Source organism: Acinetobacter sp. YH12094, from assembly GCF_013419295.1.
Classification (GTDB): domain Bacteria; phylum Pseudomonadota; class Gammaproteobacteria; order Pseudomonadales; family Moraxellaceae; genus Acinetobacter; species Acinetobacter amyesii.
The window spans coordinates 109,865-135,494 of the sequence record NZ_VPAK01000005.1 but is presented as its reverse complement, the minus strand read 5'-3'; the positions used below and the strand labels follow the sequence as shown (position 1 = coordinate 135,494).

Annotated in this window: 16 protein-coding genes; 7 read left to right on the top strand and 9 right to left on the bottom strand. The window is 42.9% G+C overall.

The window, feature by feature from the left end; genetic code table 11:
• Positions 1–66: 66 nt before the first annotated feature.
• Complete coding sequence (gene ompR / locus FTU34_RS06040) at positions 67–831, bottom strand: two-component system response regulator OmpR (RefSeq protein WP_078189809.1); 765 nt, start codon at positions 829–831, stop codon at positions 67–69.
• Between the two features lie 335 nt (positions 832–1,166).
• Between ompR and FTU34_RS06035 the strand changes: the two genes are divergently transcribed.
• Positions 1,167–3,527 (top strand): Tex family protein, encoded by a 2,361-nt coding sequence (locus tag FTU34_RS06035; protein WP_180035014.1) that lies wholly within the window; start codon positions 1,167–1,169, stop codon positions 3,525–3,527.
• 246 nt (positions 3,528–3,773) lie between these two features.
• Positions 3,774–5,954: a SulP family inorganic anion transporter gene (locus FTU34_RS06030; RefSeq protein WP_180035013.1), complete on the top strand. Its 2,181-nt coding sequence runs from the start codon at positions 3,774–3,776 to the stop codon at positions 5,952–5,954.
• 70 nt (positions 5,955–6,024) lie between these two features.
• Here FTU34_RS06030 and FTU34_RS06025 read toward each other — a convergent pair whose 3' ends face one another.
• The 7 genes from FTU34_RS06025 to FTU34_RS05995 form a co-directional block, all read right to left on the bottom strand.
• Complete coding sequence (locus FTU34_RS06025; RefSeq protein WP_078189807.1) at positions 6,025–6,339, bottom strand: hypothetical protein; 315 nt, start codon at positions 6,337–6,339, stop codon at positions 6,025–6,027.
• A gap of 72 nt (positions 6,340–6,411) precedes the next feature.
• Positions 6,412–7,491, bottom strand: a complete 1,080-nt coding sequence (locus FTU34_RS06020) for a patatin-like phospholipase family protein (RefSeq protein WP_180035012.1) — start codon at positions 7,489–7,491, stop codon at positions 6,412–6,414.
• Between the two features lie 106 nt (positions 7,492–7,597).
• Positions 7,598–8,005, bottom strand: coding sequence for a hypothetical protein (locus FTU34_RS06015; protein ID WP_180035011.1), 408 nt, complete (start codon positions 8,003–8,005; stop codon positions 7,598–7,600).
• Positions 8,006–8,116: 111 nt separating this feature from the next.
• Entirely contained in the window at positions 8,117–9,736 is a 1,620-nt protein-coding gene (locus FTU34_RS06010; protein WP_180035010.1) for an AarF/ABC1/UbiB kinase family protein, read from the bottom strand.
• 18 nt (positions 9,737–9,754) lie between these two features.
• Positions 9,755–10,423, bottom strand: a complete 669-nt coding sequence (locus FTU34_RS06005) for an SCP2 domain-containing protein (protein ID WP_180035009.1) — start codon at positions 10,421–10,423, stop codon at positions 9,755–9,757.
• Positions 10,424–10,439: 16 nt separating this feature from the next.
• The gene (ubiE, locus tag FTU34_RS06000) at positions 10,440–11,384 is read right to left on the bottom strand and encodes a bifunctional demethylmenaquinone methyltransferase/2-methoxy-6-polyprenyl-1,4-benzoquinol methylase UbiE (protein ID WP_180035008.1); all 945 of its coding nucleotides are present in this window, start codon (positions 11,382–11,384) and stop codon (positions 10,440–10,442) included.
• A gap of 225 nt (positions 11,385–11,609) precedes the next feature.
• Positions 11,610–12,323 (bottom strand): hypothetical protein, encoded by a 714-nt coding sequence (locus FTU34_RS05995; protein ID WP_078192822.1) that lies wholly within the window; start codon positions 12,321–12,323, stop codon positions 11,610–11,612.
• 205 nt (positions 12,324–12,528) lie between these two features.
• On the opposite strand from FTU34_RS05995, the gene FTU34_RS05990 reads away from it, so the two are divergent.
• Positions 12,529–13,947 carry a phosphate--AMP phosphotransferase gene (locus tag FTU34_RS05990; RefSeq protein ID WP_180035007.1) on the top strand — a complete coding sequence of 473 codons (1,419 nt, stop codon included), beginning with the start codon at positions 12,529–12,531 and terminating at the stop codon, positions 13,945–13,947.
• Positions 13,948–14,087: 140 nt separating this feature from the next.
• On the opposite strand, the gene FTU34_RS05985 is transcribed toward FTU34_RS05990, so the two are convergent.
• Complete coding sequence (locus tag FTU34_RS05985) at positions 14,088–14,609, bottom strand: hypothetical protein (RefSeq protein WP_180035006.1); 522 nt, start codon at positions 14,607–14,609, stop codon at positions 14,088–14,090.
• A gap of 179 nt (positions 14,610–14,788) precedes the next feature.
• On the opposite strand from FTU34_RS05985, the gene FTU34_RS05980 reads away from it, so the two are divergent.
• The 4 genes from FTU34_RS05980 to rpsO all read left to right on the top strand — a co-directional run bounded on the left by FTU34_RS05980 (position 14,789) and on the right by rpsO (position 25,397).
• On the top strand, positions 14,789–18,571 hold the full coding sequence (locus FTU34_RS05980; protein ID WP_180035005.1) for an exodeoxyribonuclease V subunit gamma: 3,783 nt from the start codon (positions 14,789–14,791) through the stop codon (positions 18,569–18,571).
• Positions 18,568–22,338 carry a UvrD-helicase domain-containing protein gene (locus FTU34_RS05975; protein WP_257226234.1) on the top strand — a complete coding sequence of 1,257 codons (3,771 nt, stop codon included), beginning with the start codon at positions 18,568–18,570 and terminating at the stop codon, positions 22,336–22,338. Before FTU34_RS05980 ends, FTU34_RS05975 begins: the two co-directional genes overlap by 4 nt.
• Before the next feature lie 194 nt (positions 22,339–22,532).
• Positions 22,533–24,260: an exodeoxyribonuclease V subunit alpha gene (gene recD, locus FTU34_RS05970; RefSeq protein WP_257226235.1), complete on the top strand. Its 1,728-nt coding sequence runs from the start codon at positions 22,533–22,535 to the stop codon at positions 24,258–24,260.
• Between the two features lie 867 nt (positions 24,261–25,127).
• Positions 25,128–25,397: a 30S ribosomal protein S15 gene (gene rpsO / locus FTU34_RS05965; protein ID WP_067761248.1), complete on the top strand. Its 270-nt coding sequence runs from the start codon at positions 25,128–25,130 to the stop codon at positions 25,395–25,397.
• Positions 25,398–25,630: the final 233 nt, after the last annotated feature.

Sequence of the window (25,630 nt, the reverse complement as noted above, 5' to 3'; positions counted from 1 at the left end):
ACAGCAGCGAATGGTATTTCCGGACATGAGGTACGGTGACTCGATTCTCAGGTCTTATTTTATGGCTTATTCAGCACCATCTGGAACAAAGACATAACCTACGCCCCAAACGGTTTGAATATAGCGCGCACGTGCTGGGTTTTCTTCAACCAAACGACGCAGGCGAGAAACCTGAACGTCAATTGAACGTTCCATCGCGCCCCATTCACGACCACGAGCAAGATTCATTAACTTGTCGCGTGTCAGTGGTTCACGTGGGTGTTGAACTAATGCTTTGAGTACGGCAAATTCACCCGTTGTTAATGTGACGACTTGACCTTCACGGGTTAATGTACGAGTAGACAGGTCGAGTGACCAAGGACCAAAAGACACCACTTCCATTTGTTGGCTTGGTGCGCCCGGAACTTCACGCACTTGGCGACGTAGGACCGCACGAATACGAGCTAATAGCTCATTCGGGTTAAATGGTTTTGGTAAATAGTCATCTGCACCGGCTTCAAGTCCTGCAATACGGTCTGAATCGCTACCACGAGCGGTCAGCATAATGATCGGGGTATCGATGCTAGATTGGCGCAGACGGCGGCAAATACTCAAGCCATCTTCAACAGGCAACATAAAGTCGAGCACAATCAGGGAAAAGAGTTCCCGCTGCAACAGACGATCCATCTGAGTCGCATCATGTGCGGTTTTGACCACAAAACCTTTATCTTCTAGGAAGCGTTGTAAGAGGGTGCGTAGACGCACATCATCATCGACAACCAGAATGCGTTCGACTCGGTCGGTTTCGGCTTGTACGGCATCTGTTTTTTCAGCAGGTACAACTAAACTCATGACGTGCTCCTTATTCTTTATTGTCATCGTAAACAAAAAGTCGATTTCACTTGAGTATACGATTCATTTATATAAATTTACTATGCTCTAAAGCAACAAATATTGCAGTTAAAATCAAGACATAGATACCAAATGTATACATGTTGTTCGAATCAGTTTGCTTGTCTAAGTCTCGCTAATTTGCTGTTTCATAGTCAGTTTCGTAAAAAAATGTGTATTTGAGATGAATTGGCATTAAAAACCACGAATAAATTTATAAAAACAATTGTGGATTTTATGGTCTTGGTCTTTATAATCATGGCTTTTAGAACTTATCCTTGCAGGGATCTAATACGATGACTGACTTAGTTCAGCAGTTGGCAAAAGAAATTGCCGTACGTCCAAATCAAATTGAAGCTGCCATCAAGCTCATTGATGAAGGTGCCAGTGTTCCATTTATCGCACGTTACCGTAAAGAAGTGACGCAAGGTCTGGACGATACTCAATTACGTCAGCTCGATACACGTCTGACTTACCTGCGTGATTTATTTGAGCGCCGTGAAAAGGTAATCGAATCTCTAAAAGAACAAAACAAGTTATCTGATGACTTACTTGCTCGCGTGAATGCAGCAGAAACGAAAAATGCTTTAGAAGAGATTTACGCGCCGTACCGTCCAAAACGTACAAGTAAATCATTTAAAGCCAAAGAAGCGGGTTTAGGCCCAATCGCTGAAAAAATCTTTAATGAAGCGGTTGATCCAACCGAAGCTTTAGCTGGTTTTAGTCATGAAGATTATTCAGATGTTGAAAGCCAATTAGACGCGATTCAACACATTTTAATTGATGACTGGGCACAAAATATTGCATTAACCACTGAGCTAAAAGCGACATTTGCGAAAACTGCAGTGTTGAAAAGTTTAGTTGCAAGTGATGAGAAAAAGGAAGTCGGTAAAAAATTCCGTGATTACTTTGATTTCTCTGAAAGCTTAAACAAAGTCCCTTCACACCGTTTACTGGCGATGCTCCGTGGCCGTCAAGAAAATGTCTTGGGCTTAAAAGTCGATGGTGAAGATGATGCACCATTGGCACGTATTGAAACTGAATATAATGTTGAAACTGCACAGCCTCAAGCACGCGCAAATTTTTTAAAACAAACTGCAAAACTGTTCTGGTTGGGCAAAGTACGTCCTGCTATTGAGCATTCATTATTGACTGAAAAACGTTTGGCTGCCGAAGCTGAAGCGATGGATGTCTTTGCTGAAAACCTACGTCATTTATTACTTTCTGCACCAGCAGGCGCGCGTACCACTCTGGGTGTTGACCCTGGTATCCGTACGGGTGTGAAATTGGCCGTTGTTAATGCATCAGGTGATGTTCTTGCACATAGCACGATTTACCCATTTGCTCCGAAAGAAGACAAAGCTGGTTCAGTGGCTGAACTTGCCCGTCTATGCCGTGAGTTTAATGTTGAACTGATTGCCATTGGTAACGGTACTGCAAGCCGCGAAACTGAAGCGGTTGTGGCTGAAATGATGGCTGCGAATACGGATTTGAATTTGATTCGTGTGTCTGTCTCTGAAGCGGGTGCATCTGTTTATTCAGCATCTGAATTGGCATCTCAAGAATTGCCAGAGCTAGATGTATCTATTCGCGGTGCAGTGTCGATTGCTCGTCGTTTACAAGATCCATTGGCGGAGCTTGTGAAAATTGATCCGAAATCGATTGGTGTGGGTCAATATCAACATGACGTGAACCAAACCGGTTTGGCAAAAACGCTAGAAGCGGTTGTGGAAGACTGTGTGAACTCAGTAGGTGTCGATGTCAACACTGCATCATCTGCAATTTTGGGTTATATCGCGGGTCTAAACAAAGCGATTGCACAGCAAATTGTTGAATTCCGCAAAGAAAATGGTCGTTTTGATAACCGTCAAAGTTTGAAGAAAGTACCTCGTTTAGGCGAACGTACCTTTGAACAAGCAGCAGGTTTCTTACGTATTCAAGATGGTTCTGAACCATTGGATGCATCTGCAGTTCACCCAGAGTCATATGACTTGGTGGCAAAAATTGTGGAAGCAAAAGCAACCACAGTCAAAGATATTATTGGTAATACTGAAATTATCCGTCAGATCGATGCAGCAGCATTTGTAAATGATCAATTTGGTTTGCCAACGATTCAGGACGTTTTATCTGAACTTGAGAAACCAGGTCGTGACCCGCGTCCAGAGTTCCGTACGGCGAAGTTCCGTGAAGACATCACTGAAGTGGCGCAGTTGACTGAAGGTTTACAGCTTGAAGGTGTGGTTACGAATGTGACGAACTTCGGTGCATTCGTGGATGTGGGTGTACACCAAGACGGTTTAGTGCATATTTCTGAACTTGCAAATGAATTTGTTGCAGATCCGCACAAAGTCGTGAAACCAGGTCAAATTGTTCAAGTTCGTGTCTTGAATGTCGATGTTGAACGTAACCGTGTCAACTTGTCTATGCGTGCAGAAGGTGCTGCTGCAGCGAAACCACAACGTCAACCACGTCGTGACAATGCGCAGCAAGAACAACGTGGTGAGCGTAAGCCACATGCGAAACGTCCACAGCATGCCCGTCCGCAAGGCGACCGCCCACAAGGTCATAAAAAACCTCAAGCAGCGAAACCACAAGAAAATAAAATTGGTGGTTTAGGTGCGTTGTTATTACAAGCAGGGATTAAAGGTTCGAAGTAATCTTTAATTGTTAAAAAACCTCCCAAATGGGAGGTTTTTTTATTTCTATTACGGCCTATCAAAGATATATGAGCTGAATCTTAAACTTCGCAATTAAGTGTAAAAATCACACAAATCATGTATCAAAACACACTATAGAATCGTTCGATTGTCAGACAATATAAGTCACGCCATAAAGTGGTCACAAACTTTAGGCTTTACATACTTACATCTAATTATTTGATATTTATTATAAACGGTAAAATGATGACATCTAAAATTGAACGACATCGATTTCATATTCACGACTTTTTATCTGGAACAGTGGTATTTCTCGTGGCTTTACCACTATGTCTAGGCATTGCATTGGCTTCTGGCGCACCGATTCTCTCTGGCATTATTGCCGGCATTGTCGGTGGTATTTTAGTTGGGGCACTGAGTGGCTCACATATCAGTGTTGCAGGGCCAGCAGCAGGTTTAACAGCAGTCATTTTGGTACAGCTTGAATTACTGGGCGGCAACTATGCCGCCTTTTTATTGTGTATTGTTTTTGCCGGTATCTTACAGATTGGATTTGGCATATTTCGGCTCGGTTTCTTTGCCAACTTTATTCCGAACAATGTCATATTGGGTTTATTGGCAGCCATTGGGCTGATCTTGATTGGGAGTCAAATGCCTTATCTGTTTGGCTTGAACCAATTTTCATGGTCAGTGTTGTGGCAGTCACAGCCGCTCAATTTGCAATGGGATGTGGGTGCCATTGTGATCGGTATCGGTAGCCTTGTACTGATGTTGCTTTGGGAGCAGAGCCCATGCAAAAAATGGGTTTTGCCTTCAGCCTTGGTTGCTGTAGTCCTCGCTGCACTATGTAATGCCGTGTTGGTGCTTAGTGGCTCGTCTTTTGCAGTTCATCCATCAAATCTCATCCAACTTCCTAACCTTTGGGATCAGCCACAAAATGTGATGATCTTTCCGGATTGGACCGCATTAAATAATCCTCTGATTTATACGGGGGCTATCACTTTGGCGGTTGTGGCGTCATTAGAAACTCTATTGAATTTAGAAGCAGCAGATAAATTGGATCCGCATAAGCGCTCTTCACCCCCCAACCGAGAGTTATGGGCGCAAGGCATCGGCAATGTCGTTTCGGGTGCTATAGGCGGGATGCCGCTAACGTCAGTAATTGTTCGTAGTTCTGTCAATGCCAGTGCTGGAGCTAAAAGTAAATGTTCTGCCATCTTTCATGGCGTATTGCTCTTGTTTGCCGTACTGTGTTTAGTGCCTTTGATGAACATGATTCCGCTTTCAGCATTAGCCGCAATTTTAATTCTCACAGGGTTTAAACTGACACATCCCAAATTGTTTAAACAGTTGTATTTAAAAGGTTGGAAACAATTTATTCCTTTTATCATTACCTTACTGGCGATTTTATTCACAGACTTATTGCTCGGAATCTTGATTGGTTTAGCCAGTAGTGCGGCCTTTATTTTATACGCCAATTTTAATAAGGGACTGAAGGTGTATAAAGAGCATCATTTACATGGGGTGATTACACGGATTGAATTGCCTTCACAAGTCAGTTTTCTCAACCGTTCGGCATTAATATCTGCATTGGAACATATCCATCGCGGCGAACAAGTGGTGATTGATGCCACACATGTGAGTGATATGGATGCTGATATTTTCCAACTCATTCAAGAGTACCAACAGGAAAAGGCAGCACAGCGTAAAGTGCAAGTGCAGTTGATTGGTTTCAAGACACACTATGCCGATGCGCAGGAGGCGGCATTAGATATAGATATTAGTACCGCAGCTTTACAGCAACGTTTGAACCCAGAGGACGTGCTCGCTTTGCTTAAAGCAGGCAATGAACGTTTTGTACAAAATGAGCGTTTGCAACGAGATATCTATCGGCAACTGCGGGTGACCGCTGAAGAAGGGCAGCATCCGATTGCGGCAGTGTTAGGTTGCATGGATTCTCGTGCGCCGACTGAAATGATCTTTGATGTTGGAATTGGCGATTTATTTAGTTTACGCATAGCGGGGAATGTCGCAGGGCAAAAAGTATTGGGTTCTTTAGAATTTGCCTGCGAAGCCAAAGGCGCCAAAGTGATCGTAGTGCTTGGTCATACGGACTGTGGTGCGGTTAGCAGTGCTTGTCAGTTGCATTTAGCCGGTCAATCGATTCAGAGCTTGACGCGTATGCCGCATATTCAATATGTGCTGGGGCCACTCAATGAGTCTGTATCGCGTGTTGCCGAATTGATGCAACCACAAACGCTGAGTCCGGCATTTTTAGAGCAAGTGACGCAAATGAATGTACATTACAACATCCGCTATATTTTGCAAAATAGTGAAGTGCTACAGCAGTTGGTGCAAGAAGGTAAAGTGGCGATTGTTGGTGCAGTGTATGATGTAAAAACTGGACGGGTTAATTTCTTCGGATAAATAAAATCCGATGACATAAAAAAGGATCATCATGAACACATGATGATCCTTTTTATTGAACTAAAATACATTAGCGAATCATCGGTACAATCCAACTGGTAATGATCAGCAAAATACCGAAATGTCCCAATTTACGGGTGACATATACCAATTTTGACGGCTTTTGTTCCAATTGTTTCGCATAGTCTTCGATGCTAATGCCTTGTTTTGCATTACTGGTAAATAAAAACACCGCCAAATCGATACAAATTAAAATGGTACCGACATCTGCTACCACTTCCATTAAATCGTATTGGCCGCTGATCAAGGCGGTTGACACTTGATAAACAAGGAAAAGTGCAAAAGCGATGCAGGCATACTGCAAAACAGTTAAAAATATCCGCATAAATCTATACTAAATAAGCTCAAAATTCTGAAACAGGATTATAGCGTCCCTCGCAAGAGATTACTGTAACGCTTAGAGTGCTTGCATGACTGCTGGGAAATGTTGCTTTTCAACTAACTCCAAAAACTCATCGCCCATACGCTGACTTTCAGCCACACATTGATTCCACATTTTAATGCGTTGTTGGTTGTCTAAGCCTCTGAGGGTAAAGTCTTTACGATCAGGCAGTCGGCCAAGCGGCAAGCTTGCAAGGTACTCTTGTGAAGGTGACAGCAACAGGGTACGCGCCTGATTTTCAGGATTGGCTTGGCGTTTAAATAATTTATCAAACCAACCTGGGGTGATGCTATCCGTGAAATGCGGATACAGCACGATGCCCTGACTTTGGAAGGGTAGGTCAATATGATAGTCAATCAGGCCGCCATCGCGGTAACTGCCTTGTGGCGCATCAGGGATATCACGTATCGCGGCCATGACACCGGGAATAGATGCAGAAGCCATAAGCCACGGCATGACACTGTCTTGAGTCAATGCATGGTAATGCGTGGTAAAGCCATCATCCGCCACGGTAAATTGATGACCTGACACAGGCTGACTAATCACACGCTGCATGAAATAACGACTGTGTTTACGTGCAAGCGCTGTCGTGCCCACGATCCCTGCGACAGAGGCTAACAGCGGCAGGGCTTTATCACTTTGGAAAATATGCTGAGCTTTGACCGAAAGCACAGTGAGGTGATAATCAGGATGATTAACCAGTGCAGCTTCTTGACCTTGAATCAAATCGATCAGCATGCCACGACACACATCGCTGACTTCTTGACGACTCATCTTTTTATGAAAGCTCAGATTGGTATACAGCTCAGAGAGGCGTTTCGTGCCTTCGATAGCTCCCCAAGCAGCAATACTGGCAAAGCGCCAACTGCCAATCGATGAACCAATTAAAGTACGCTTTTGTTGCGCACGTGGCAAAAAGTCAGCAAAAATCGCCTGATCTAAACCTTGAATACCAATGCCTTTCGGGCCACCAGCAGCACCGGGCAGGATATCCACTTGAGCAGCGTTTAAACCTTCTTGTTCAATCAGTTGGCGTGCTAAATGGCCAGCACGGATATTGAGCGCAGGCGGTTTTTTTTGCAAAATTTGAGTCATGGCAGTCGCTTAAAATACAGTCGTAGAATTATTCTAGTGCGTTTTTGCACAGACCCAATGGCTGAAACTTACGACAAATGACTTCTCAGTCATATCAGGGCACCGCTCACGAATGCTGTAATAATTGTTCATTATGCCGATGCAATTGAAACAAACTGAGGCAGACGATTGCCCATGTCGCCATTAGGAAGACCGCCCAAGCAAATAGATTAATGATAAAAACCACGGCCCCAGCTAATAACCAATAATTTAACCCGGCCATCAGTTTTTGCTGTGGCAAACAAAGCAGGAATATACAGGGAAGTGCATTAAAGAGAATGATCCACCAAAATGCAGCGCTATGCTGCATCCGATACAGGGTGGTGTTGGCTGTCGGTTGCCAGTTCAGAAAAGATAAGTGCAAATTCAATTGAACCAACACATCGAGCAGGGTCGAAAAACTATATAGCAAGGCCGTTGCACAAGCTCGGAGTGGATTTCGACCATACAGTACCCCTAAATAACTGTATGACATGGCGTTCAGCCTTATTTTATTTTTTGAATTTTTTGTTTTTATAGCTTTAAGCCCTTTATTGTCAAAAGGCTTAAAGGATTTATGGATACATCAAGATCATTTAAATACAGATTATTTAAACACACGCCAAATGGCAAGTAAGCTTGAAAGTGCAATTAATACGATGGAAACGTACCATGGCGCAATTATCGCAATGGAGAGGAAGATGGCCATAACACTGCCAAAGACCCAACTACGCTTTTGCTGATGTTCCATTTGCAAGCGCATGCTTTGCAGTTCATTGAGTTGTTTGGCATGCCAAGCCGACTGATTTTTTAAACCATTCAGACTGTCGATCATCAGCGTTGGTAAATCTTGCGCACCTAAAAGTAAGTCTGGAATTTTTTGTCCGAGTTCTTTTAAGTTTTTCTGCGGATTCATTTGCGCTTTAATCCAATCGGTGAGGATTGGTTTTGCTAAACTCCAAATATCCAATTCAGGATAGAGATCCGTTCCTAAGCCTTCGACATGGACCAAGGTTTTGAGCAGCAACATCAGTTGTGGCGGAATCTCTAAATGGAAACGACGCGCAATATCCATCACTTGAATCAGAATGCCGGCGAAGTCCAATTCATGCATTGGTTTAGAGACCATTGGGCCAACAGTGCGACGCATTTCACGTGCTAAGGCATCTTGATCTGTACCCGGTGGAATCCAACCCGCTTGATGCACGATTTGAATCAGCTGCATAAAGTCGCTGTTCATAACCGCAAGTAGCATGCGTGCTACGGTCATTTGGTCGTGCTTTGAAAGCTCACCCATAATCGCGCAGTCCAAGGCAATAAAGCGTGGATTGCTAGGATTGATGGTTTCGACGAAGACATTCCCCGGATGCATGTCTGCATGGAAGAAGTTATCGCGGAACACTTGGGTAAAGAAAATGGTGAGCCCTTTTTCGGCTAAATCTTTACGATCCATGCCCAAACGATCAAAGGTCGCAATATCTGAAATAGGCACACCCGTAATACGTTCTTCGACCATGACATCACGGCTGTCCATATAGACTTCAGGCACGTACATCATGCTTGAACCGGTGAAGTAATGACGCATACGACGGGTGTTATCCGCTTCTAAAGTCAAATCCAACTCATTGAGAATAATTTGACGGTAGTCCTGAATAATTTCAGATAAATGCAGGGCACGAGCGGCTTCTAGACGTTTTTCAAGGAACTGACCAAGCCACTCTAATATTTCAAAATCTTCCAGAATTTGATTGCGAATATTTGGGCGAGTCACTTTTACCACGACTTCACGGCCATCATGCAGGGCTGCAGTATGCACTTGCGCAATAGATGCTGCTGCTAAAGGTTGCTCGTCAAAGCGTGCAAATAAGGTATTCACATCCGCTTTGAGTGACTCCTGAATACGCATTTTGGCAACGTCATTCGAAAAAGGTTTTACACGGTCTTGTAGTAATACCAATTGCTGTAAAACTTCAGGTGGAATCAAGTCACGACGGGTAGACAGTAATTGCCCCATTTTAATGGCCAGCGGGCCCATATCTTCCATGGCTTCTTTGAGCTTGAGCGGATTTTTACGCTCGCGGCTTGACCATGCCGCAGGGTGCATGCGAATGAGAGAAAGAATATGACGGGCTTTTTCCGGTAATTCTTCCGCAGGAAACAACGTGTCGAGTCTATAGTGCGCAGCGATGCGCCAAAGGTCGAGTAAACGTGAAACGTGCGGAATCATATGTGCAATTACCTAGTCTTAAGTGTTGTCTTGTAATGAGTCAATTTGGCTATGCAGTTGCTGAATTTTTGCTTCTGCACGGTCCAGATTTTGATTCAAAATTCGTGTGTCTTGATTCAGGTCATCCATCTGCCAACGTGGGGCAAACAAGCCAGAATCTTCTTTTAACGCGTCTTCAGCAAAGAACAAATGGCTTTGTAAAGTACGTTTGAGATATTTGGGTGCAAGTTGCAACTTACCAATTTCATGCGCAAGGCTTGGACCTATCCAAGGGCTTAAATGCGAAGCTAAATCGGGCTCAGCTTGCTGCATAATGCGTTGGATATCCTGCAATAAATGATAATCACCTTGCAATGGGATATTGCCGACATCTTCAGCCAACAGCAGTTTAAGGAGCTCGACGACCGTTTTGACATGCAAGGTCGCCGTTGCTTCGGTCGTACTTGACTGCTGCTCGAAAGGGCGTTGCTCAAAGATAGATGCGGTTTCAGAGTGTCCTGTTGGCGTCGGTTCTAAGCGAACTTTCTGATTGTCAAAAAACACATCCACCGACAACTGTGGTGAATCGATCACCACACGAAGCATTTTGCCTTGCAATTCATTCAGTTGGATGCGAGTAATAGCATCCAGATCAATGAAATGATGAATTAAGCGTTCAACTGCACCAAGTGCGAGAATCGACCACATAGTTCAGCCTGCAGTATTAAAGTTTGAAACCACGATGTACGGCTACGATACCACCCGTTAAGTTGTGATAATCACAGTTTTGGAAGCCTGCATTTTCCATCATACCTTTAAGAGTACGTTGGTCTGGGTGCATACGAATTGATTCTGCAAGGTATTTATAACTTTCAGAGTCATTTGCTACGATTTTGCCCATAATTGGTAATGCAGTGAATGAGTATAAGTCATACAGTTTTGAGAATGGTTCAAATACCGGTTTAGAGAATTCTAAAATCAGTAAACGACCACCTGGCTTAAGAACGCGGTACATTGCAGCAAGAGCAGCATCTTTGTCAGTCACGTTACGTAGACCAAATGAAATGGTTAATAGGTCAAAACTGTTGTCTGCAAAAGGTTCTAAAGTTTCAGCATTGGCCAAAACGAAATCGACATTGGTACAACCAGCATCAATTAGGCGGTCACGACCGACATTGAGCATCGATTCGTTAATGTCTGAAAGCACCACATGACCTGTCGGACCAACTTCACGACTGAACACTTTAGCAAGGTCACCTGTACCGCCTGCAATATCCAGTACGTGCTGACCGCGACGAACACCTGACATGTTAATGGCAAAACGTTTCCATAGACGGTGAATACCAAATGACATTAAATCATTCATGATGTCGTATTTCGCAGCCACTGAGTGGAAAACTTCCGCGACTTTTTGCGCTTTGTCTTCGCTGCTCACGGTCTGATAACCAAAGTGTGTAGTTGGCCCAACATTACCTGTGTTCGCGCCACGTGGCAGATTATATTTGGGTACTGAACCTGTCACAGGTGTGTCGGCCAGACGTTGTTCTAAAGATTGTTGCTGACCTTGCGCTGTCCCTTGTGGTAAAGGTTCAGTTAAGAATGGACTCGCTTTGTCTGTATTTTGTGCCGACTCAGGTGTAGGGGCAGGCGTTTGATTCTCGTTAGACATTAGAGTCACTCCTAACTTATAAATAGGGTTAATGTTGCTTTGCAAGCATGATGACAGATTCTCTGCTGTTATACAGCAGTCATTTGCATTTGTTGTGAATAATATACAGAAAAAATAAGGGTCTGCTGTAATTGCTTTGCAAATCCCCTATAAAAAATCTGAATTCAGCCTTGCAAGCCCTGTCTGTTTTATATCAAACATGGGCTTTATGGGATGTGAGTTTTGTTAAGCTGCGGGCTGAAACGGGTTCGGGTCTCCAGCATGTACACGGTCAATGATTTGACGTTCTACAGTGGTAAATTCACGCACAAATTTTTCTGCTGACTTAAGTGGTTTCATTGCGAGAAAGCCATCTTGCATAAAGTCATACATCACTTCGAAGTTATATTTTATTGCTGCACCTTTGCACATCTTAAAGGCGGTATAGACCATAAATGAGCGCATATATTTATCTAAATTACGACCTAAATCGTCCAATAGTTGCAGCTGTAACATACGGTCCTTGCCCTGATCAAGCTTAAGATAAGTCTGGCGCATCATTTCATCGGTTAGGGGCAGATTGGATGGATAATCTTCTAATAATTGCATGGCCACTTGTTCATCAAGCTGTACGGCTAAAATGGCAAGTTGTACGCCCGAAGTACCAGTCTTTATAGCATTGTCTGGAATCAATTTTTCAGCTTTGTGTGCATAGCGCGTGAGACGAGCAATTTGTGCTGCTAATGCATCAAAATCAGGACCGCCATATAAACGATTAATAAAATATTCAGACATCAGCACATTGTGTTTTTCAGCAAATTGTACGGCATGAGTGCGTTGCATACGCTGTTTTTGCCACTGCTGGACATCTTGTAAACGCTGTAAAATTTCTGGCTTTTTGTGGTAGTTCAACTGGTAATACAGTTCAAGTAAATCATCTAATACTGCAAGTTTGGACATTGAGTGTCTCAATTATTTTTTAGATGTTTGAATCTTAGTGGGTGTTGGAGCTTAGGGCTATGACAAAGTGACGAAATTACAGGTTAATCTGAGTCAGTTTGTTGCAGAAATGGTCATATTTTGCATTTCAGCATATACATGAAAGCATTGTTGTGTGATGAACGGCATGGTTATACTCAAAACAGAATAAAACCAAGGGTCCGCCATGAGCTTAAAAGAAACAGAATTTCAATTGATGGATGAAGAACAACTCTCGGTTGAGCTAATTGAAGCGCAATATCAACTGAAAAATACCAGCCGTCAGCCTAATGCCAAAAGCGTGTTGATTTTAGTCAGCGGAATAGAGCTTGCGGGTAAGGGGGAGGCCGTCAAACAGCTCCGTGAATGGGTCGATCCACGTTACTTAAGGGTGAAAGCGGATGCCCCGATCATATTTAATCCAAAACAAACCTTTTGGCAGTCTTATGCACGGTTTATTCCTGCCGAAGGGCAAATCATGGTGATGTTTGGAAACTGGTATAGTGATTTGCTCAGTACCGCCATGCATGTGTCGAAGCCTTTGGATGAAACCTTATTTGATGAATATGTCGAGAACATGCGGGCTTATGAACGAGACCTAAAAAATAATCATGTCGATGTGATTAAGGTCTGGTTCGATTTATCTTGGAAATCTTTACAAAAACGTTTGGATGAAATGGACCCGAGTGAAGCGCGTTGGCATAAATTGCATGGTTTAGATTGGCGAAATAAAAAACAATATGACAACTTGCAACGTTTACGTCAGCGTTTTAGTCATGACTGGATCATTATCGACTGTGAAGATGAGCAAGTCCGTGATCAGCAATTTGCACAGTATATTTTACGCACTTTAAAACATTGTCCAACACATGAAACTAAAGCGGTAGGGCGTTGGAAACAAGCCAAAACACCACAGGCTTTATTGGAGCCAAGTACAGCCGTCGCTGATGAAGCCGATTATAAAAAAGAATTAAAAAAATTAAGCCGTAAGGTGGCTGAAGCTTTACGTTTTGATTCACGCAACGTGGTGATCGTGTTTGAAGGGATGGATGCCGCAGGGAAAGGCGGAGCAATTAAACGTATTGTTAAAAAGTTAGACCCACGCGAATATGAAATTCATACCATAGCAGCACCTGAAAAATATGAACTACGCCGTCCTTACTTATGGCGCTTTTGGAATAAAATTGTCCCTGAAGAGAAAATCACGATTTTTGATCGCAGTTGGTATGGTCGTGTTTTGGTTGAGCGGATTGAAGGATTTGCTAACACCGTTGAATGGCAGAGGGCATACTATGAAATTAATCGCTTTGAAAAGGACCTATATGACAGTCAAACGGTTGTCATCAAGTTCTGGTTAGCCATAGATAAGGATGAGCAAGCTGCGCGGTTTAAAGCCCGCGAAGAAACCGCACATAAACGGTTTAAAATTACTCCAGATGACTGGCGGAATCGTGACCGTTGGGATGACTATCTCAAAGCTGCTGCAGATATGTTGCAACGCACGAATACAGAATATGCGCCGTGGCATGTGATTGCGACCAATGATAAGCATAGTGCTCGTTTACAAGTGCTAAAAACGATTTTAGCGCAGTTGAAAGCAGATTGACTTTATGAAAAAAGCCACGCAATTCGTGGCTTTTTCTTCATTTTCAAAACTCGCTCATTTTCAGATTTACTTCATCTTTAGATCTATGGTTTAAATCACTTTGATTCTTAAATCTTGTTGATGCGTTAGACATCGCTCCGTTAACCATTGTTCGGCGTTGGGATAGGTTGGTTCGGAAATTTCTGTTGAATACGCTTCGCCAATTGGTAGCTTTCTTCTACATGGGTTTCAGCGACTTTTTTCATCACAATATAACCCAAACTGGCTGCCACTAATTGTCCACCTAATGGAATAAATTTAGTGACTTGTTTGGTAATATATTTTGCTGCAATGTTATTTAGCGATTTTTTCATCGCGGTTCGTGCAACCACTAAACCAGAAAATTCGACACCACGTTTACGCAGTTCTGTCCAATGAATTTGTTTGGTTTTTGGATCATACACACTAATTTGATCTGGCGCTAAACCAAAACGCGCATTAATTTCTGGAATGAGCTGTGACAAAATTCCGACGTCAATCACCACATCCAAAAATGGCACAGGAATAATGGCTGCACCTGCTGAAAAATAAGCACGTTTTTTAACGAGCTCTAAGCATTCAGCGCGAATAATGTCCAGATTTAAGTTAGGGTCGATGGAATCAGGAATGTTATCAATTTTCATAAGCAAATACCCTTAATACTGGATTGGTTTTTTTCTCATAAAGTATCATTAAGATACTTGTTTAAAAGCATTTTTTGCAATCTATTCTCTTGTCAAAGTCGCATAGACAGCCCAAGATGTATAGTAAATAATCATTGTTGTTTTGTAGTAGTTGGTCACTCAGGCTGTAAAGGTAATCCATGGCAATACATGTAATTCAGAGTCAAAGAATCGAAGTTTTGGTGGATTGTCTAATCAAAAAATTGAAATCAAATCAGTCGACTAATGCATTATCTGTCTTGCAAGAACGGCATATCGTGGTACCCGATCAAGCCATTGCAGCATGGTTAGAAAAACAAGTTGCTGAAAAAATCAGTATTAGTGCCAATATTAAGCATCATCGTAAAATTTTAGGGTTGCAGTGGAAAGCCTACGATTGGGCCTTGCCGAACAAACAAGACCGTGAGCGAATTAAAGGTATCAACATGCCGCCATTGATTATGCAATGGCGTATTTATAATGCTCTAGCCGGTTTTATTGCGGCTGATAAGTTTGATGCTGCTCAGATTCCGACAGACGTGCAGCCCTTAGTTCAGCGTATTTTTGACAGCACAGCACAACTCTCAGATCGAAAAAAACGTGAGCAAAAGCGCCAAGAAATGTTGTACTGGATCGCTGCTCAAGTCACCCGGCTTTTTACTAACTACATGGCCTTTCGTGGCAGTTGTATTCATACCCCTGATGAAGGTGTTGAGCAATGGATTTGTCCACATTGCGATACCGACTGGCTAAAAGCGTGGAGTCATAACCAGCCATTAAATATTATGCAACTCACAGGTCTGAAACCTGAACAAGCTGATGAATATTTACCGACGCAGGCTCGACAACTAGAGCAGTGGCAGCGTTGGCTGTGGCATCAAGTATTCAAAAAAGATTTTAATGACCGTCAGGAAATAGACAATAAATTTTGGTTTGCCTTGGCGCATGCTGAGCAAAATCGGCAGCAGCAGTTTGATTTGGATGCTGAGGAGGATGAACGCGATGATGAGCGTCATCAAACCTATAACGGTTTACCTGAACAGATTTTCGTCTTTACTACCTTAGAACTACCACCTGCACAACTCAAATTTTTGTATCGTTTGGCGGCGTATACCGAAGTACATTTGTTGTATTTCAACCCATCGCGTGAGTATTGGGCAGACATGGTCGATCCTGTTTGGAAAGATCGTTATAACCTAAAATTGCAACAGCGTTATATTGAACGAAATCCTAATGTCAGCACAGCGCAAATTCAGGCCTATCTGAGTACGACCAATGCGGAATTTCGTGAATCACAGCATTCATTATTGACTCGTTTAGGCAAACGTGCGCGGGATAACTTTGCATTATTGGTGAATATGTCTGGTGGCGAAGGCTGGGAAGATATTTTTCCAGATACTGAGCCGACAACGCTGCTCGCTCAAATTCAATATGACATCATGACTCTAGAAGAGCCCGAACAGCATCAATATGCACTCGCGGGTTCAGATGAATCGATTCAATTTCATGTCTGTCATTCTAGCCTGCGTCAGTTAGAAGTTTTACGTGAGCAGTTGGTACATTGGTTGGCCGAAGGCTCGGAACAAGAGCCACGCCATCCGAGTGATATCTTGGTATTGGTGCCAAACTTAAAAGAACTGGAACCGCATATTCGGACGGTCTTTTCGACGACTCGAGGCATGGGTCGCAGTGCTGTGGATTTACCTTATATCCCAGTAAAAATTGCAGGAGTGGTTAGTCAAGATATTCAAAATGCATGGAAAGCCTTTGTTGGACGCATTGAAATTAGCCAAGGTCGTTTTACCGCCGAAGATTTTCACGATTGGTTGAATTTGAATGCGGTGCAAGAACTGTATCAGCTCGACCATGTGCAAATGGAACGTATGATGGAGCTGCTAATTCAAGCCGGTTTCCGTCGTGGTTTAGATGAACAGCACATGTTGGCTTATTTGTCTGAGCAAGACCGAGATTATCGTTATACCTTTAAATTTGCTTTAGACCGTTTGGCGTTAGGGATTGCGATTCCACAGCATGCCGTATTTGAGAATACCTTAAGTTTCGCAGGGGTGCAGAGTAGTGATTTTGAGTTGGTGCAAACCTTAATTCAGATCTATCAAGATATCAGTGCGCGTCGAGATTGGCTTAATCCGAACCTCAGTGCACAGACTGTCAAAGCGTGGTTGCAACAGCTAGATGCAGATTTAAAACCTTTTGTTGAAGCCAGTGGTCGAGCATTTGAAACCATACGCGGTGTGATGCGTGCAATGACACAACGACTGAAAAATGCCCAAAGTGAAAAAGTTGAGTCGCTACCAAATAGCTTTAATTTACCACTATCTTTATTGCTCAAAGAGATACAACAAGGCATCGATGGTTCTGTCGATCAGATCGAACCAACTGGTTCAGTGACCTTTGCAGACATGGGTAAAATCCGTCAAGTCCCATTTTCACTGGTGGTGTTGTTGAACATGGATAGTGGAAAATTCCCACGTCGTGATCAGAAAGTACCTTTTGATTTAATGGATGTGTTTAAGCCAGTATTGGGTGATCGCTCACGTTTGGAAGATGATAAAGGTGCATTTTTAGATGCCTTGTTATTTGCCCGAAAGTCCTTATGGATTTTCTATAATGGCTTTGATGTCAATGGAGGTGAAAGTCGTGAACCATCATCTGTCATTTATGAGTTTAGCCAATTCCTCGCTCGAATGATTCAACCCCAGCAGTTAGATCAGCCACATGATGCCATGTTGGATTTGGATGGGTTACGAATTCCAGAGCAACTCGAACCGCTCTATCATATCTATCCGTTGCAGCCATTTGACCCGACAGGATTTCAGCAGTCGAAAAACGTACGATATAAAGATCAATGGTTTGCTGTGGCGGAACATATTTTAAATCAGTCTGGACAACGCCAACCCTGGATTAACCTTGATTATCCAGTGCATGATGCACAAGAAGTAAGGGTGTTAGATGGTCAGGAATGGATTAAAGATATGGTATTCCCAGCTCGGGCATATTTGAAAACCCTTGGTGTGGCCAGTGTGTATACCGGTGATCAGTTACCACAGAAAGAACCTTTATTACTTGACCGTTTACAGCAATACCATGTCCGTGACTTATTGCAAAAGCATTTTGTGCAGCCTGCATCTCGTGTCAATCAAGCTGAGGATCAGAACTCTACGACTCCAACTGAACCAGATATAGCATTATTCCAAGATGTACTGCCTGTAGGACATAGCCAAATAGCAACGTGGAAGCTCAGTTTGCAAGAGCAGACGCAATTGTTAGCACGTTTAGATGGACGTTATGTAACTGCGACCACTTTACAAAACTTACAGCTTGAACCGCATTTGATACTGAGCATCACCGTGCCTGAAGACCGTCAGAGTATGCATTGGTTAAGCTGTATGGCATCTGGGGCAAAGCCTAAACGTCAGACGCAAACGTGGCTCGAATATCTACTGTGGTTGAGCTATTTAGACTTAGGCGATGAGGGCGCGACGTATCGTCGTGAAGTAATTTGTAATGATAAAAGTATAGTTTGTTGTGGTTTAAGCTCGGCACAAGCCAAGCTGCAGCTCAGTGAATGGCTGGCGATGTGGAAACATGCACAAAAACGTCCTGTGGTGCTGCCTGCTGCTTTAATTCGCCAAGAAAAATGCACTTGGGTGGAAAATGAAACAGGCCAACTCATGCCAGATAATTTTGCAAAGCTTCAAGAGGAATGGTTGAAAAATCATAGTTTTGGTGGAGTGGGGTTGGAGTCGAATGAAGCCAATAGCCACCATCGTGATTGGAGCTTTATTTTACAGCAACAAGCGGCAGATGAGCTTCTGGCATTGTCCTGTCGTTATTATGCAGAACGTTTATATCATGTGATGGATACCGAGGCAGATGACGGCCTAAAAAAACTTAATGTCATCAAGCCTGAGGTCAAAAAATGAATATGCCACAGCAAACGATGAATATGTCCACCAACCCGATTGCAGACATGAGCTTTACAGGACTCCATTGGATAGAGGCTTCTGCGGGTACAGGGAAAACCTATACGCTTTCCAGTCTGATGGTGCGGATTTTTCTCGATCGCTATATGCCGAATCAGGTCATTGCCACCACTTTTACTCGTAAAGCCACAGCGGAACTCAAAGCGCGGGTACGACTGCGGATTGAAGAAACCCGTGACTTTATTTATGGCCTGCTCGCGGCACCTCAAGATGAGTTGGCCGAACTTCAGCAGAGTTTGAGTGACCCTTTATATCAGCAGGTGTTGAAAGATCATGGGCATCACTTAGATTATGCCTACAATCGGCTGAACGTGGTCTTACAACAATATGAAGAACTCTTTGTCGGAACTTTAGACAGCTTTAGTCAAAAGTTATTACGTGAATTTGCCTTTGAAAGTGGTCGTATCGAACAGGTGCAAATCAGTGAAGATGAAGATCTACATATTGAACGTATTATTCATGATTCATTAAGAGATTGGATTCAGCAGCAGCCTGCACATTTGATTGAATATTTGCTGTTGAATCATCAGTTGAAAGGCCCTGAATACTATCTGGGCGTGGTAAAGGAAAGTCTAAATTTCCCATCGGTGGATTTACGTGTCCCTGAATTACCCGAAAATGCTTTGGCACATTTTGAGGCGATGTGTCATCAGCTTGCGCAAATGCTGCCTGCTGCTCGTGTAGAACTTGCAGCGTGTTTTGATGCCGCAAGTCATTATAAAAACCTTGTCGACGCTCGACGTTTTAATAAAGGGGCATTCTTTGTCACTTTTAATACACGCATTCCCGAGTTTTTACAGCACTTTGAAGCTGCGGGTAGCCAAGGGGTATTGACTCAGTCCGACGTGTTACAACCCACGATGAAAGCCATTCGTTCATTGTTTTATGATCCGAATAAAACTGAATTTAAGCCACGTGTCTTTAAAGACAAAATCGTTGAGGAACAGCCAGATGTCTCAAAAGAATTTTATCAACATGCTTTTGTTCAACAACTCCGAGCAGTACTCAGCGCTTATGAACATATCAATCAAGCAGAGCAATTTCTAAACTTTTATTTGGCACAGGAAGTTAAAAAGCGTTTGCCTCAAGTGTTGTCCCACGCTGGGGAAACCACCTTTTCACAACAAATTCGGACCTTGTCGGAAGCTTTACAGCAAAGTTCAGCAGCGGGGAAAGACAGTTTTGCTGCCCATGTTTTGGCGCGTTATCCGCTGATTTTAGTCGATGAATTTCAAGACACCAACCAAGATCAAGATGACATGCTGTCTAGCATTTGGCGGGTCAAGGAGCGCTTACATCAGGGTTGTATGATTATGGTCGGTGACCCCAAACAGGCGATTTATGGGTTCCGTGGCGGTGACATGCTGACCTATCGTAAAGCGCGTCATGATATTCAAACCAAGGGTGGACGTTGTTATACCTTGAACAAAAACCATCGTTCAGTCAAAAACTTGGTTGAAGTGGTGGATGCCTTGTTTCATCGGCAAATGGACTTTGGTGAGCAAGTTGAATACACCCCGATTCAAGCAGGTGAGCGTGAGCATCCGCCGTTGATTGATCATGATCAAGTCAATCCACAACCGCTGCGTTGGTTGGCTTTGGATGAAACGCTGAATGAAGCAGAGCAAGTGGCTTGGCAGATTCAGTCCTTGCTCAACCAAGCTCAGCAAGGACATTTATATTTTCAAGACAACAATACCCAGCGAGCACTGACAGCAAACGATATTGCGGTCTTGGGGCAAAACCATTTCGACTTAGAGCAAGTGCAACAATGTTTATTGCAGCTGGGCGTTCCTTGTTATAAAGCCTCTCGGGACAGTGTCTATAAAAGTTCCGTCGCGCAAGATGTTGCCGCTTTGCTGACGGCGATTTTAAATCCTTATCAAGAAGCCAAGGTGAAACGTGCGCTGCTGAGCCGTTTATTGGGTTTTGATCTGAAACAACTGGTCGCACTCGAACAGCAGGCAGATGGACTGAGCGAAATTATCGAAAAACTCGAACAGATCCGACAAATTTGGAATGAGCAAGGATTCCGCAGCGCGTGGAATAGCTGCATGACGGTCTTTCAGGTGTGGACGCGTTTGGTGGCTGGGCAAAGTCGAGATAATGAACGCACAGTGGTGAATTTACGCCATATCGCAGAATTATTAAGTCAGCAAAGTGAACATTACACAGGTGCACATAAGCTTTATCAATGGTTTATTCGCCAAATCAATTTAGGCATCAATAATGAAAGCACCCAAGAGCGAAAATTGACTGGGCAATTGGGGGTGCAATTGATGACGATCCATGCATCCAAAGGCTTAGAGTTTGGTTGTGTATTTTTATTGGGAGCAAATGCAGGCTTAAGTGAAAAAGGCAATTTGAATTTTTCCCTTAAAGACAATCAGCAAAAAAGCCTTGGGTTAGAACGTGTGATTGCTGTGAAGTCTTCGGACTTACCCGAAGATGATATTCAACAAAATGATGCGCGCAATGAAGCAGAGCATCATCGCTTGTGGTACGTGGCCTTGACCCGTGCCAGTTATCGTGTCTATGCCGTGCTGCGTCAGCATGAAGTCGAAAAGAAACAAATGGCAGAAGCGCGTTCAGGACTGACTTTTTGGCGTGGAAGCGAACCTGATCTGTTCCAACATGCAGAAAGTGTGGATGCTGATGTTTTGCGTGCAGCACCACCAATTTTGACTCAGACTCAGGTTGAAACTGTTGTATTAGACGCGGCAGAAATTCCCAACAACCATTTTTATCCACGGGAAACCACCAGCTTTACCGCGCTCACGCGCACGACACATAAGGCACATATACAACGTGACCAACTGGCAGCGGTCATGACCGAGCCAGAAGACAGTGCTGCCGATGAAGTTGAACAAATTGAAATCATTGAAGCAGAAACTGCAGAGAAAATTAGCTGGATTAAACGGCATTTTCCAAAGGGAACCAAGCCCGGAAGTTTCTTGCACAAGTTGATGGAAAAAGTTCGATTTAGCACTCCAGAAGATAAGTTGGCCAAAGCCATCGCATCGCGCTTTCACAGTGATGTTGAGTTTGATTCGCCGCAAATATTGCAAAATTTGATTAAACAGTTTGGGCAAACGGCTAACCCTGAACAAGATGAAGCTGAACTGATTGAAGAAATGCAGGAATGGTACAGTCAAATCATTCATACACCGTTGCATGATGGTTTTAGGCTGCATCAGTTAAACGATGGTGAATACCGTTCAGAAATGGACTTTCATTTAAGTATGGCGGATCGTGCATTGGCAATACGTAAAATACGCATGCTATTTGAAAGCCTAAATGAGCCAGATTTACAGATACAAGAGTTGAATGATGTGTTTACGGCACGCTATCTGACGGGGTCGATTGACTTGGTATATTATGATGGTCAGCGTTATCACATTGCCGATTATAAAAGTAATTTCTTAGGCGATCAGACCGCACATTATAATCATGCCTTTATTCGAGAAAGTATGAGTCATTCTAGTTACTGGTTGCAGGCGGCTTTATATTTGGTGGCCCTACATCGTTATTTGAAAGCCGTGATGAAAGACTATGACATGACGCAGCATTTGGGTGGGGCGAGTTATTTATATCTTCGCGGTATGGATGGACAGTCCGATCGTGGAGTATATCACTGGAAGCCGGCGGATACATTCATTCAAAACCTCGATGCAATATTGAGCGAAAAGGTTGTGGCTAAAACGTGAATAAGCACGAAAAAGATAAAAATATTCACGCTGAAACAATAAGTTGCATTGTGGATAAGTTTGAGGATAACTGTGTGGAAAATGATCAAGAAGCCTTATCAGCACAGCCTTTGCACGCGGGACAAGAAAATACTGTAGAAACGCAGGTTTTAGTTCCCCAAAATACCCAAGAAAAAGCTGATTTAGATGCGGTTTTGCCGGATTGGATTGACTATTTAATCCAACACTATTTACCCAATCAGGCCAGTCATCCTGCTGCAAATCAGTTAATTCAACAATTGATGCAAGCCGTGGAAAAAGGCGATAGTTGTATTTTGGCCGAAGATGCGCAGATTCAATGTTTGGCTCAGATGGTTCAGCACGAGCAAGCTGAAAAAACACCTGTTGCGCCTTTTATTTTTGATTCACAGCGACTTTATCTTTATCGCTATTGGGCACTAGAAAATGCTTTAGCCAAGCAAGTTGCACGTTTAAAACAGCAAACAGAGCAAAATCTCAATCAAACGCAGATGCTGAATATTGAAAAGGATTTACTGACCGATCCACATCAGATTCAAGCACTGCACATGGTGTGTCAGCACAATTTTAATATCATTACCGGTGGGCCTGGGACAGGTAAAACCTATACCTTGGCACGGATTATTGCCGTGTTGAATGAGCAAAATCCAAATATAAGAATTGCGATGGCAGCGCCGACAGGAAAAGCGGCGCAGCGAATGGAGGAAGCCTTACAAGCAGCGTTTAAAGATCCTGCATTGCAGCATTATTCGATTATTCATAAACAACTGAAACCTATAACTTTGCATCGTCTATTGGGATTAGGGACGCGCGCTATCCCGCGGTTTAATGAACGTCAACGCTTACCCTATGACGTCATTGTGGTCGATGAAGCCTCTATGTTGGACTTAAGTTTGGCGCAGATGCTATTCGCGGCAATCCCTCAGAACAGTAAGCTGATTCTATTGGGGGATGCAGAACAGTTGGCTTCGGTCGATGTTGGCGCTGTTTTGGCCAACCTTCAGGATGTTGACGCCTTACAAGCCAACCGTACCCATTTACAGACCAGCCGCCGTTTTGTACAGGGTGCAGCCATTGGTGAGTTTGCTCGTTTTATTCAACAACAAGAACAACAGCAAACAACCACAGAAGTTCTGGCGAAATTCGAACATCAGGTGGTATCTGCATCCGAACTTCAGCCGATTCAACTGACACCGAATATGAGCGATGTGATTCAGTTGCAATATCTCCCCGAAGCCACGAACAGTGCGGCACATTGGGCAAAATATTATGATCAACTGATGTATGGTTTTCAGCCCTATGTGGCATGGTTAAAACAATGGCCAGAGCAATCCGCTGAATATGCAGATTGGTTAGCCCAATTGATTCGTTATTTTGATGATTATCGAATTCTATCGGCCATTCGACATGGAAAATTAGGCTTACATGAGCTCAATCAGCAGATTGAACTTCGGGTCTTAAATGCCTTGGGTGTGTTGAAACAAGGGGATTGGTATGTTGGTCGTCCAGTTATGATGACCTATAACGATTATCAACTTGGACTATCAAATGGTGATATCGGGATTTGCTTAAAACGACCGATGACGGAAAAGTCGCAGTTTGAGGTTTATTTTCCGAGTTTGGATAAATGGGTTGTGGCAACACGGTTACCTAAAAGTATAGAAACTTCCTACGCATTGACTATACATAAGTCTCAAGGTTCTGAATTTACCCATACGGCGGTAGTTTTGGAAAATCATGCAACCGAAATGATGAGTAAAGAGCTGATTTATACCGCCATCACTCGTGCGAAAAAAGTGGTGAGTTTACTTGTTGCAAAAGATGCATTGGCAAAAGCGCTTATAAAAAGAACAGCACGAGTTAGTGGTTTGTTAGAAAAAATTAACAATCACCTATCTTTGTAAAGCCTGGGCAAAATGTACCGTATTTTGTAAGAAATAGCTTACATTGATTCAGGAGATTTGCGCATAGAGCTTCTTAGAGCTTTTTGAGAAGATGACTTCACAGAAAAAGAACTCAACACGGATGGTTGAGTAAAATCGCAAAAGTATAAGAATAACGTCAAAAGACAGCGAACTTACAGTGAAGTAAGGAAATAGGAAACTTACAGCCGCTAAGCCTTGTAGTTTTGGGAGAGACTACAAGGCTTTTTTATGTATAGAAAATAAGAAATGCCTATATGCTGTAACAGAAAAGAAATAGAGCTTAACCGATGTACGAAAAAGCTTACATATAGATACGAAAAATACGACTTTTATCTAACAGCCGTTGTGGCAAAATCTACCACATAAGGAAGTGCAAGTTAAAACATGGAATGTTTAACATAAGGACGCGGAAAAGCGCCACATAAAACAATAAATAATAAAACAATAACTAAAAAAGAAGAAACTACAGCGCAAAAAAGCCCGAGCCCAGCTCGGGCTTTTTTTTAATCATTCCAGTTTAAGTTTTGTATCCTAAACATCGAGTGGCAAAATGTATCAAAAATAAGTTTAAAATTCATTCAATAATATGGAATTCAATGTGTTGGAAATATGCAGTTTTGTGTCGTATAGAGTATCGAAGCATATAAAAAATTTATAATGGAATCGAGAGGAAAAATAAGGCGTTATTGTCATTAAGAAAACCTGACGAAGTCGGCTATCTCTTTTTGCAATTAAGACGATTTTCCCTTAATATAATGCACTTGCTGTAGTGATGCACGGCAGTCAGCTGATTTATTGGTTGATTCGTATCAAAAGTTAACTTTATAAGCATCTCGGAGAAATCGAATGGCTTTAACAAACGCAGATCGCGCAGAGATCATTGCAAAATTCGCTCGCGCTGAAAACGACACTGGTTCACCAGAAGTTCAAGTAGCTCTTTTAACTGCTCAAATCAATGATTTGCAAGGTCACTTCAAAGAGCACAAGCACGACCACCATAGCCGTCGCGGTCTTATTCGTATGGTTAACCAACGTCGTAAGCTTCTTGACTACCTTAAAGGTAAAGACGCTACTCGTTACAGCGCATTGATTGCTGCTTTAGGTTTACGTCGTTAATTCGATTTAAACTTTTATTTTCGGACTATTGCATGCTAAGTGCCGTATTACTGAAAACTAAAGTCTATCCAACCTTGGTTGGATAATGGGGAAGGGGCGATGATTCGCTCCTTCTTTGTGTCTTAAATTAGTATTTTAAATTAATGTTTTTAATCTCTAGTGAGGTCGGCTTCTAAGCTTTGTCATTTATGTTACAGCGTTTGGGGCGTTGAATGAATGCCAAACCTTAGGGG